Source organism: Streptomyces sp. NPDC041796, from assembly GCF_055590785.1.
The window spans coordinates 49,271-60,357 of sequence record NZ_JBVJAH010000007.1; the positions used below are offsets into that span (position 1 = coordinate 49,271).

Annotated in this window: 11 protein-coding genes; 4 read left to right on the plus strand and 7 right to left on the minus strand. The window is 73.1% G+C overall.

What is annotated here, in order from left to right:
* Positions 1–5: 5 nt before the first annotated feature.
* Positions 6–512 carry an Asp23/Gls24 family envelope stress response protein gene (locus tag ACZ6C1_RS15755; RefSeq protein ID WP_469241341.1) on the minus strand — a complete coding sequence of 169 codons (507 nt, stop codon included), beginning with the start codon at positions 510–512 and terminating at the stop codon, positions 6–8.
* Between the two features lie 90 nt (positions 513–602).
* On the opposite strand from ACZ6C1_RS15755, the gene ACZ6C1_RS15760 reads away from it, so the two are divergent.
* Positions 603–1,289 (plus strand): Asp23/Gls24 family envelope stress response protein, encoded by a 687-nt coding sequence (locus ACZ6C1_RS15760; protein ID WP_469241342.1) that lies wholly within the window; start codon positions 603–605, stop codon positions 1,287–1,289.
* Here the strand turns inward: ACZ6C1_RS15760 and ACZ6C1_RS15765 are convergent.
* The 3 genes from ACZ6C1_RS15765 to abc-f form a co-directional block, all read right to left on the minus strand.
* Positions 1,286–2,086, minus strand: coding sequence for an enoyl-CoA hydratase/isomerase family protein (locus tag ACZ6C1_RS15765; protein WP_469241344.1), 801 nt, complete (start codon positions 2,084–2,086; stop codon positions 1,286–1,288). The genes ACZ6C1_RS15760 and ACZ6C1_RS15765 overlap by 4 nt on opposite strands.
* 147 nt (positions 2,087–2,233) lie before the next feature.
* Positions 2,234–2,455: a helix-turn-helix domain-containing protein gene (locus tag ACZ6C1_RS15770; RefSeq protein ID WP_006123601.1), complete on the minus strand. Its 222-nt coding sequence runs from the start codon at positions 2,453–2,455 to the stop codon at positions 2,234–2,236.
* A 310-nt stretch (positions 2,456–2,765) separates the two neighbouring features.
* Positions 2,766–4,364 carry a ribosomal protection-like ABC-F family protein gene (abc-f, locus tag ACZ6C1_RS15775; protein ID WP_469241347.1) on the minus strand — a complete coding sequence of 533 codons (1,599 nt, stop codon included), beginning with the start codon at positions 4,362–4,364 and terminating at the stop codon, positions 2,766–2,768.
* A 374-nt stretch (positions 4,365–4,738) separates the two neighbouring features.
* Between abc-f and ACZ6C1_RS15780 the strand changes: the two genes are divergently transcribed.
* Positions 4,739–5,140 (plus strand): VOC family protein, encoded by a 402-nt coding sequence (locus ACZ6C1_RS15780; protein ID WP_469241348.1) that lies wholly within the window; start codon positions 4,739–4,741, stop codon positions 5,138–5,140.
* Positions 5,141–5,147: 7 nt separating this feature from the next.
* On the opposite strand, the gene ACZ6C1_RS15785 is transcribed toward ACZ6C1_RS15780, so the two are convergent.
* The 3 genes from ACZ6C1_RS15785 to ACZ6C1_RS15795 form a co-directional block, all read right to left on the minus strand.
* Entirely contained in the window at positions 5,148–6,527 is a 1,380-nt protein-coding gene (locus tag ACZ6C1_RS15785) for a hypothetical protein (protein WP_469241350.1), read from the minus strand.
* Positions 6,528–6,648: 121 nt separating this feature from the next.
* Positions 6,649–7,776, minus strand: coding sequence for an alpha/beta hydrolase (locus ACZ6C1_RS15790; RefSeq protein WP_469241352.1), 1,128 nt, complete (start codon positions 7,774–7,776; stop codon positions 6,649–6,651).
* Positions 7,777–7,891: 115 nt separating this feature from the next.
* A complete protein-coding gene (locus ACZ6C1_RS15795) occupies positions 7,892–8,542 on the minus strand; it encodes a class II aldolase/adducin family protein (protein ID WP_469241354.1) in 651 nt (216 codons plus the stop codon).
* Between the two features lie 920 nt (positions 8,543–9,462).
* On the opposite strand from ACZ6C1_RS15795, the gene ACZ6C1_RS15800 reads away from it, so the two are divergent.
* Together ACZ6C1_RS15800 and ACZ6C1_RS15805 are read left to right on the plus strand one after the other, a co-directional pair.
* Positions 9,463–10,746, plus strand: a complete 1,284-nt coding sequence (locus ACZ6C1_RS15800; protein WP_469241355.1) for an inorganic phosphate transporter — start codon at positions 9,463–9,465, stop codon at positions 10,744–10,746.
* A gap of 12 nt (positions 10,747–10,758) precedes the next feature.
* Positions 10,759–10,980: a hypothetical protein gene (locus ACZ6C1_RS15805; protein ID WP_469241357.1), complete on the plus strand. Its 222-nt coding sequence runs from the start codon at positions 10,759–10,761 to the stop codon at positions 10,978–10,980.
* Positions 10,981–11,087 lie beyond the last annotated feature (107 nt).

Consider the following 11,087-nt stretch of genomic DNA (forward strand, 5'->3'; position numbering starts at 1 on the left):
GATGGCTACTGGAGCCGTGTCTCCGGCTCTTCGTCCTCGTCCTCCGGCAGCTTCACATCGCTCACCGCGATGTTGACCTCGACGACCTCCAGGCCGGTCATCCGCTCGACCGCGGAGATCACGTTCTGCCGGACCGTCCCGGCCACGTCGCGGATGGAGACGCCGTACTCGACGACGATCTCCAGGTCGAGCGCCGTCTGCACCTCGCCGACCTCGGCCTTCACCCCGCGGGAGACGCTGGACTTGCCGCCGGGAACCCGGTCGCGGACGGCGCCGAAAGTGCGGGAGACGCCGCTGCCCATCGCGTGGACGCCGACGACGTCCCGCGCCGCCAGTCCGGCGATCTTCTCGACGACCCCGTCGGCGATGGTGGTGCGGCCACGGGATGCCGGGTCACCGCCGCCGCTCCGCTTGGTCACCGAGGTCCTTCTGGCTTCCTCGGCCGCCGGTTCCTTGACCCGAGCCGCCTTCGCGGCCTGGTCGGCCTGGGCGGACTGCGACGCGTCGCTCATCACCGTTTCCCTTCGGGAGGTTTTCATCTCCTTTGCTCACATTAAGGGTCGTTTACGGATCTCGCGCCAGGGATGGGGCAGGCTGGAGCAATGACAACGGCTGACGGATGGATGGCGACGGCACGGAGCCGGATCGGTCTCGGCCGGCTGCTTCCCCTGGGCGGCCCGGCGGACGGGGCCTGGATCGCGGAGCGTGCCGCGGACGCGGTGCTGCGCCGGGCGGCACGGCAGGTGCCCGGGGTCGACCCGGGCCGGCTGCGGATCACCCTCGCGGACGCCGAATCCGCGACGACCCCCACGTTCCCGGCACCGCCGGGATCGGTGCCCCCCGGCCCGCTGCGGATCGAAGCGGACTTCGCCACCGGGTACGGCGTACCGCTGCCAGATCTGGCGGAGCGGCTGCGTACGGCCCTGGCGACGGCGGCGGAGCGACGGCTGGGGCTGAACGTGGCGGAGGTGGACCTCCGTGTGACGGCGCTCCTGGACACCCCGCCGGACGCGCCGGATTCCCCCGCCCCCGCTCACCCGCCCGAGGAGGAGCGCCCGTCCCAGGAGGACCCCGCGGCTGCCGCGGCGGCCGCCGTCGCGGGCGTGGCCAGGCTGACGGCGGTCCTGGGCCCCCCGGTCCGCCGGGCCGCCGACCACCTCCGCGTCGAACTGGCGACGGCCCCGGACCACCGTGCACTGGATGTGGCACTGGCGGTACGCGGGGCCGTCGACGGTGAGCTGCCGGTGACCGTGGTGGTCACCGACGTGGTTCTCGAGGGGCCGGGCTAGTCGGAGAGACCCGCCAGGTCGCGCAGGCGGCGCGCCTGGGCGGCGCGCTCGGCCGTCCGCTGCTCCTCGTACGTACGCTCCCCCGCGCCCCGCAGCAGCGCCTTGGTCTCGACGACCGCGTCACGCGGGGCCGCAAGCAGCGCGCCCGCCAGGTCGCGTACCGCGCCGTCGAGGTCGTCGGCGGGCACGACGAGGTTGGCCAGTCCGATGCGCTCGGCCTCGTCGGCGTGGACGAACCGGCCGGTGGCGCAGATCTCCAGCGCGCGGGCGTAGCCGACCGCCGCGACGAGGGGGTGCGTACCGGTCAGGTCGGGGACGAGACCCAGGCTGGTCTCGCGCATGGCGAACTGCACGTCCTGGGCCACCACCCGCAGGTCGCACGCCAGGGCGAGCTGGAAGCCGGCCCCGATCGCGTGCCCCTGTACGGCCGCGATCGACACGATGTCGTTACGGCGCCACCAGGTGAACGCCTCCTGGTACTCGGCGATGACCGCGTCGAGCTCGGTGTCGGAGCCGCGTGCCAGATCCAGGAACGACGGCTCGCCGTCGAAACCCTCCGGCGTGAACGCCTGCCGGTCGAGTCCGGCGGAGAAGGACTTGCCCTCACCGCGCAGCACCACGACCCGCACGCTGCCCGGCAGCGACCGTCCGGCCTCCGCCAACGCCCGCCACAGAGCGGGGGACTGGGCGTTGCGCTTGGCCGGGTTGGTCAGGGTCACCGTGGCAACGGCGTCCTCGACGGTGAGCCGTACGCCGTCCTTGTCGAGCACTTCGAGGACTGGGTCGAGCGAGGTCATGAGGCGCCTCCGGGTCCGGTGCAGCAGTGCAGCCAATAAGTGACTGCACAGTAACCACCCGGCCGACACTGCGATCGGCCGGGTGGCCCTGCCGGAACCGGTGGGGCCGTACGAGCCGCGCTCGGGTTTGTCAGGTCACTGGGGCCGTCAGGCCGAAGCGGCCTTCTTGCCTCGCGTCGCTCCGCCGCGTCCACGCAGCGTGACTCCGGATTCGCTCAGCATCCGGTGGACGAATCCATAGGATCGGCCCGTCTCCTCGGCCAATGCCCGGATGCTCGCACCGGAGTCGTACTTCTTCTTCAGGTCTGCCGCGAGCTTGTCGCGCGCGGCGCCGGTAACCCGGCTGCCCTTCTTCAGAGTCTCGGCCACCCGTGCCTCCTCATGGGAAGTGCGCTCTGGTCTTCTCATGATCACCCCTCGGGCGCTTCCTGGCCAGCCATTCGACAAGGTCCGTGCCGCAAGGTTTCGCCGACCCGGGGCCTCTTTCCGGCCCGCCGTCCGGTTCCGGGAGCCCGTTTTTCATCGAAACGCCAGGTCAGGGCGGCGGGAGAAAAAGAAAAACGGCGTGGGGCCGGGTCGGGAAATTGACCCGGCGCCACGCCGGAGTATGAGACGTCCTCACTCAGATGATGGATCACACGTAAGCCGAATGATCCATAGGGAGACGATCCGGCCCGGGTCAGGCCAGTGCCACGAGGTCCGCGTAGTCCGCGCCCCACAGGTCCTCGACCCCGTCGGGCAGCAGGATGATCCGCTCCGGCTGGAGGGCGTCCACGGCGCCCTCGTCGTGCGTGACGAGGACGACGGCGCCCTTGTAGGTACGCAGGGCGCCCAGGATCTCCTCACGGCTGGCCGGGTCGAGGTTGTTCGTGGGCTCGTCGAGGAGGAGGACGTTGGCGGAGGAGACGACCAGGGTGGCCAGCGCCAGCCGGGTCTTCTCACCACCGGAGAGGACACCCGCCGGCTTGTCGACGTCGTCGCCGGAGAAGAGGAAGGAGCCCAGCGTCTTGCGCACCTCGACCAGGTCGAGGTCGGGCGCGGCCGACCGCATGTTCTCCAGGACGGTGCGGTCGGGGTCGAGGGTCTCATGCTCCTGGGCGTAGTAGCCCAGCTTCAGGCCGTGGCCGGGGGTCACCTGGCCGGTGTCCGGCTTCTCGACGCCGGCCAGCAGCCGCAGCAGGGTCGTCTTGCCCGCGCCGTTGAGGCCGAGGATGACGACCCGCGACCCCTTGTCGATGGCGAGGTCCACGTCGGTGAAGATCTCCAGGGATCCGTACGACTTGGAGAGCCCCTCCGCCGTGAGCGGGGTCTTCCCGCAGGGCGCGGGCTCGGGGAAGCGGAGCTTGGCGACCTTGTCGGAGGCGCGAACCTCTTCCAGGCCGGACAGCAGCCGCTCGGCGCGGCGCGCCATGTTCTGCGCGGCGACGGTCTTGGTGGCCTTGGCGCGCATCTTGTCGGCCTGCGAGTTGAGGGCGGCGGCCTTCTTCTCCGCGTTGGCGCGCTCGCGCTTGCGGCGCTTCTCGTCCGCCTCGCGCTGCTGCTGGTAGAGCTTCCAGCCCATGTTGTAGATGTCGATCGTCGACCGGTTGGCGTCCAGGTAGAAGACCTTGTTGACGACGGTTTCGACGAGGTCGACGTCGTGGGAGATGACGATGAAGCCGCCGCGGTACGTCTTGAGGTAGTCGCGCAGCCAGACGATCGAGTCGGCGTCGAGGTGGTTGGTCGGCTCGTCGAGGAGCAGCGTGTCCGCGTCCGAGAAGAGGATGCGGGCGAGCTCGACACGCCGGCGCTGACCACCGGAGAGCGTGTGCAGCGGCTGGCCGAGCACCCGGTCGGGCAGGCCGAGGGCGGCGGCGATGGTGGAGGCCTCGGCCTCGGCGGCGTACCCGCCCTTGGTGAGGAACTCGGTCTCCTGCCGCTCGTACTGGCGCAGCGCCTTCTCACGGGTGGCGCCCTGGCCGTTCGCGATGCGCTCCTCGTTCTGCCGCATCTTGCGCAGCAGGGTGTCGAGGCCGCGGGCGGAGAGGATGCGGTCGCGGGCCAGGACGTCGAGGTCGCCGGTGCGGGGGTCCTGCGGGAGGTAGCCGACCTCGCCGGAGCGGGCGATCGTGCCGCCTGCCGGGACGCCCTCGCCGGCGAGGCACTTGGTGAGGGTGGTCTTGCCGGCGCCGTTGCGGCCGACGAGACCGATGCGGTCGCCCTTGGCGATACGGAAGGAAGCGGACTCGATGAGAACGCGGGCGCCGGCGCGCAGCTCGATGCCGGAAGCGGTGATCACGGACAGACTCCAGGGCGGTGGGGAAGACGGCGGAAGGACGGCGGGTGCGGTGGCTTCGACGCCGGTCTAATGCACGGGGAGAATGGCCATACGGGCCAGTCTAACGGGCGTGTGCAACTGCTTTTCGGCCACGCCGGAGAGCCGGAAGACGCGACGAGGGCGGTGGCGCACGGAGCACGGAAGCGTGCGCGGGGCGGTGTTCCGGCAGGACGCAACACCTTCCGGTGAGCCCGGGGCGCTCGGGGCGGCGTTGTCAGTGGCGGGTGCCAGACTGAGGAACAGCTGAGATCCGGATCACAGTCGCAAGGTCGCAAGGACGAGAGGACGAGGGACCGAAAGGTCGAAGTCGAGCGCCGAATCGGAGCGTGATCAGCATGGCGAACGTACCGAGCATCTATCCGACGATCCTGTACGACGACGCGAAGGCAGCCATCAGAACGCTGAAGGAAGCCTTCGGTTTCACCGAGGTGAGTGTGTACGAGGGGGAGGACGGCTACGTCGTCCACTCCGAGCTGGCCTTCGGCAACGGCATGGTGATGCTGGGCACCAAGGGCGGTGACGGGGTCTTCGCCAAGGCGATGGCGGGAGCCGGCCCGGTGGGGGTGTACGTGGTGGTGGAGGACGTGGACGCGCACCACGCCCGGGCCGTGGAGCACGGGGTGGAGATCCTGATGCCGCCCACGGACCAGGAGTACGGCTCACGGGACTACATGGCGCGGGACGCCGAGGGCAACGTCTGGAGCTTCGGGACGTACGCCCCCGGCGCCGCGGGGTAGCGCCGGGTCACGCTCCGCCGGTGTGGACCTGGAAGGCCGCGCGGCGCACCGCCTTGGCGAGGGCGGGGTCGGGGTGTGCCGCGGCCAGGGCGACCAGGACCTGGACGGTGCGGGGGTGGCCCACCGCCCGGACCTCGTCGAGCAGGGCGGGGACCGTGCCCTGGACGGCGGACTCGAGGTGGCGCACCAGCAGGGTGCTCTCGCCGTGGTCGGCGACGGCCGCTGCGGTGTCCACCCAGAGCCAGGTGGCCTCCTCGCGGGTCAGGACGTCGGGGGCGTCGTCCGGGTCGGCGCCTTCGTACTCGGCGAGCCAGAGCAGCGCGTAGGGGCGGAGGCCGGGCTCTTCGGCGGCGGCGCGGACTTCGGCCTCCGCGGGGGCGCCGACGACCCGGAGGGCCTCGAAGGCGAGGCCGCGCAGCAGAGCGTCCTCGCCGCGGGCGACGGAGAGCAGTTCGGTGACCGCGCTGCCGATGGGGCGGGCCGCGAGCCAGGCGCGGTACTCGACGCGTGCCGGGCCCGGGGTGAGGCGGGCGCAGCCGCGCAGCATGTCCTCGGCGGACTGCTCGATGTGGCCGGCGGGGCTCTGGGCGGCCACGCAGATCTGCTCCAGCTTGACCCACACCGCCCAGTTCCCGAGGGGGGTGAGGGTGGCCTGGCCGTCGCCGAGGGTCAGTGCGCCGACGGCGGCGAGGCCCTCCAGGGCCCAGTCGAGCAGCCGGGCGAGGGAGTCGGGGCCGGGAAGGGGCGCCGGCTGCCCCGGGCCGCCCTGGACCTCGCAGCGCTCGTCGCGGAGTTCGGCGACGCGCTGCTGGAGGAGGTCGAGCAGGGCCGGGACGAGCACGGGCCCGGCGGAGAGCTGGAGGAGGGAGAGCACCTGGGGGACGGCTTCCACGACCTCGGCGACGGCGGCGGGGGCGACGTCGTCGGGGGCCGGGTGGACGAGCGACCAGGCGTCGAAGAGGGCGACCCAGCCGCGCAGTACGGCGGAGTCGTCCCGGTCCCAGGCGCGCAGCCGCCAGCCGGGGCGGGCGGTGTCGCCGTGGAGTTCGACGAGTCCGGCGAGCCGGGCGCGGTCCCAGCCGGCGCGCACCTGAGCGGGGGTCAGGTTCAGGGCGGCGGCGGCCCGTTCCGTGGCGGAGGTGGCGTCCTGGTCGTGGTCGCGGTCACGCTCGACGGCGGCCCAGCGGGCGATGCGCACGGCGTCGGCGAGTACCGCCCTCGCCTGTCGGGCCAGCTCGGCGGGCGGCGGTGTCCCCTCCGGCGGCCGTGGCACCGGCCGCGTACGCCGGGTCGTCACGGCCCGTCGGGCCGTGGTCAGGGGCCGCGGACGGACGAGTCGGAGTCTGGAATTGCGCGCCAGTTGCTCATCAGGCTTTCGAGACGTCACGGGGGCAGTCTTCCCGCTGACGCCCCGAAAGCCCAAACGGAATCCGATTCGCCGGGTTCGCACCCGGTTTCGCGCCCGGTGCCGGGACCTTTCCGCGGCCGGTCGGGTGGTCGGCGAAGGGTCAGACGAGGGCGGTGAGGAAGCGGCGCATGGCTTCCTCGTAGCGGTCCGGGTCGGCGTTCCACATGGCGGCGTGCGGGGCGTCGCGCACGGTGTGGAGGGTGACCAGGTCGGCGCGGCGGGAGGCGAGGTCGCGCGAGGTCTGCCAGGGGGCGAGGTGGTCGTCGGGGCCGTGGAAGACGAGGGCCGGGACGCGCAGGCCCCGCGGGTCGGCCGCTTCGGCGAGCCGGTCGCCGTGCACCCCGGTACTGCCCTGGGCGGCACGGACCGCGAGCGGGAGCAGGGGGGCGGGGATGCGGCGGGCGGTGGCCAGGGCGCGCAGGGTGGCCTCCCAGTCCAGGACCGGGGAGTCGAGGACGAGGCCGCTGATCCGGTCGCGCAGCCCGCAGTTGGCGGCGGCGTGGAGGGCCATGGCGGCGCCGGTGGACCAGCCGTGGAGGATGACGCGCTCGGCTCCGTACCGCACGGCGTGGCGGATCGCGGCGTCCAGGTCGCGCCACTCGGAGTCGCCGAGGTGGCCGAGCCCGTCGGCAGGGCGGGGCGCGCCGGGGTCGCCGCGGTAGGCGAGGTCGAGCACCGGGAGGTGCATCCGGTTGAGGAATCCCATGAGGTTCATGGGGTGTTCGCGGGTGGTGCCGATGCCGTGGACGGCGATGACCCAGGTGGAGCGGGCGGCGGGGACGAACCAGGCGGGCAGGGCGCCGAGTTCGCCGGGCACCTCCACGTCCTGGTACTCCAGTCCGAGAGCCGTCCCGGGGGTGCCGGTGTGGAGCTGGGGGGTGAGCCTGACATGGCTGCCGGCCTCCAGCCGGCCGGTGACGACGCGTTCGAGGCGGCGTACGACGGTGTCGGCGGTGTGCGGCACGTCGTCCAGGACGGGGCCGACGACGGCGTGGACGTCGGTTCCGGCCAGGCCGTAGGTGCCGGGGCGCAGGGAGGCGAGGCAGCGGGTCAGGGCGACCTGCCCGGCGGCCGTGGCGTGCACGGTGAGCCTGGGCTCGCCGGGCAGGGGCAGGCCGGGCGGCACTTTGAGCGCGGCGCTGCTGGCGTACCGGCCGGCCGCGACCGCGGCCGCGCCGACACCGATCAGGGTGGTGACGGCCGCTGCCGTCGCTGTAGCCGGGCGCACCGTTCCAGTGTCGGCACGGGAGGGGTCGGATGCCAGTGGGCGCGGCCGGGGGTGTGGCGGCCGGCGGTGCGGCGGCCGGCGGTGTGGCGCCGGCGGTGTGGCGCCGGCGGTGTGGTCAGCGGGGCCGGCCGTAGCCGCGGAGCTTCTCCGCCGCCTCGTGCAGTTCGGCGGCGGACAGCAGGCTGGGGCTGAGTCCGGGTATGGAGCTCGCGGTGAGCCAGACGCGGCACATCCACTCCAGCTGTGCCGTGCGGTCGTAGGCCTGGTCCAGGGAGTCGCCGTAGGTGATCGTTCCGTGGTTGCGCAGCAGGCAGCCCGTACGGCCGTCCAGGGCGCGCAGCATGTGCTCGGCCAGCTCCTCCGTCCCGTACAGGGCGTACGGGGCGACGCGGACGGGGCCGCCGAGGGCCCCGGCCATGTAGTGGATCAGCGGGAGTTCGGTGACGAGGGCCGAGACGGCGGTGGCGTGCACGGCGTGGGTGTGCACGACGGCACGGGCGTCGGTGTGGCGGTAGATCTCCAGGTGCATGGGCAGCTCGCTGGTGGGGCCGAGGCTGCCTCGTACCTGGGTGCCGTCGAGGTCGACGGCGACGGTGTCGGCGGCGGTGAGCCGGTCGTAGGGCACACCGCTGGGGGTGACGAGCACCAGGTCGCCCACCCGCGCGGAAACGTTTCCTGAGGTCCCGACGACCAGCCCGTCCGTCACTGTCCTGCGGGCGGTGCCGACCAGTGCGTCCCACGCCCGCTCGATCGCGTCCTGTGTCATGCACCCGATCTTGTCAGCCGCGCCCCGCCCCCGCATCGACCGGTCGCCCCGGGCCGTGAGCCGCTGCGGGTCGGCGAGCCCCGGCCCGGCCACCACGGGGGGTGCGCGGGGGCGGCTGTACGGGCCGCTGCACCGGGCGGTTGCGCGGGGCGGCGGCGCGCGGTGGTCGGCGGATGCGCGGGGCGGCGAGCCCCGGCTCGGCTGCGCGGGGTGGTCGGCGGGTGCGTTCGGGTCCAGGGGGCGCCGGGCGGTCGCAGGCGAGCCCGGTGGCCCGTTCCGGGGCCTGGTGGGCGGCGACTTCCCGCCCCGGGGACGGTCTGCCTCCGCGAGCCCGGCGGCCGGCCGCCTCCGGGTCCCGGTTCGGTTGCCGAGGTCGGCGGCGAGTCCGATGGGACCCGCGGCACCGGGCCGGGGCGGCGCCGGGCGGGCGGGGACGGGGCGGGTGCCGGGCCGCAGCCTGGCCAGTGGGCCGCACTGGGACATGGCAGGGCGGCGGGCCCGGGCGGTGGGCCGCGCCCGGACGGGGCGGGGTGGCGGGACCCGGCCGGGCGGGGCAGGGCAGCGCGGTTGCGCGGGGCGGCTGCGCCCACGGGGGGCCGGGGCTCCGGGAGGGGGTGACCGATGACCGTCGGCAGGCGAACGGCGGAGAAAAGGGCGGCGGGGCCGGGGGTGACAAGAATCTCTTCCGCGAGCCGGGCAGTCGGCTGGAGGACCTACACGAAAGGACAGGAAGCGGCGGGAAGAGGGCCGAAACCGCCCACATTCCGGGCCCGAGGGCCGTCGGCAGCGCTCGGGGAGGCGGTAAGCGGAATGATGAGATCCCGGTTGGGGTCACCATGACGCCCGACCCAGTTCACCTTCCGTTCACTCAGGTTGCTTACGTTCGCCGAGCCACTGACGTCGAACGATTGCCTGGGTAAATGGAACACATCACGCTGCTGCTCGCCATTGTGGTCGTGACAGCTCTCGTGTTCGATTTCACGAACGGTTTCCATGACACCGCCAACGCGATGGCGACCACCATCTCGACCGGCGCGATGAAGCCCAAGACGGCGGTGGCCATGTCCGCCGTGCTCAACCTGGTCGGCGCCTTCCTGTCCGTCGAGGTCGCCAAGACGATCTCCAGCGGACTCGTCAACGAGGACGGCATCCAACCCGAAGTGATCTTCGCGGCGCTCGTCGGCGCGATCCTGTGGAACCTGCTGACCTGGCTGGTCGGTCTGCCCTCCAGCTCCTCCCACGCCCTGATGGGTGGCCTCGTCGGCGCGACCATCGCCTCGGTCGGCATCGGCGGCGTCAACGGCGGCGTCGTCGTCACCAAGGTCCTGATCCCGGCCGTCGCCGCGCCCCTGGTCGCCGGCCTCGCCGCGATGCTCGCCGCGCGCCTGACGTACAAGGCCGGCGCCCACATCGACGAGAAGACCGGCCGCAAGGGCTACCGCGCCGGTCAGATCGCCTCCGCCGGTCTGGTCTCCCTGGCGCACGGCACCAACGACGCGCAGAAGACCATGGGCATCATCACCCTGGCCCTCGTCGCCGCCGGCGCCCTCGCCCCCGGCTCCAACCCGCCGGTCTGGGTGATCGTCTCCGCCGGTCTGGCCATCGCGCTCGGCACCTACCTGGGCGGCTGGCGCATCATCCGCACCATGGGCAAGGGCCTCACCGACCTCCAGCCGCAGCAGGGCTTCGCCGCCCAGACCAGCGCGGCGGCCGTCATCCTGGCCTCGTCCAACCTGGGCTTCTCGCTCTCGACGACGCACTCCTGCTCCGGCGCCGTGATGGGCGCGGGCCTCGGCCGCAAGGGCGGCGTGGTCCGCTGGTCCACCGCCACCCGCATGTTCGTCGCCTGGGGCCTGACCCTCCCGGCCGCCGGCCTGGTCGCCGCCGGCTCGGAGCTCGTCACCCGGCAGGGTGACTGGGGCGTCGCCGCCGTGGTGGTCTTCCTGATCGCCTCCTGCGCCGCGATCTGGTTCATCTCCCGCCGCCAGGTGGTCGACCACACCAACGTCAACGACGTGGACGCCGAGGGCGCCGACGAGCCCGCGGGCGTCGTGACCACCGCGATCGCGGCCGTCACCCCGCCGCCGGCGGGTGCCGTCGCGGCCACCGACGACCACGACCACGACCTCAAGGCCACCATCCCGGCTCCGGCCGGCGAGGCCACCCCCGCATCCACCGCTCCGGCTCCCGCCGCCACGGTGTAAGGACAGAACAGCATGAAGATCGACTGGGCAGCTCTCGGCTCCGTCTTCGGGGTCAGCCTCCTGGCCACCGTCGCACTGGTGGGCCTGTTCACCCTCGGTATCGTCGGCCTCTCCAAGCAGGAGACGGCCTCCGCGAACGGAGGCTCCGCCACCCTCGCCCGCACGGGTGCGTACGCGTGCTTCGCGCTCTGCGCGGCGGCCGTGGCGTACGGGATTTTCCTGATCGTCACCTGACGACGCACGCACGTCGGGGGGGGGGGGGAGGGGGGGGGGGGGGTGGGGGGGGCGGGAGGGGGGGGGGGGGGGGGGGTGCCGACGCCGGCCGCGATCCGGCCGCCGAC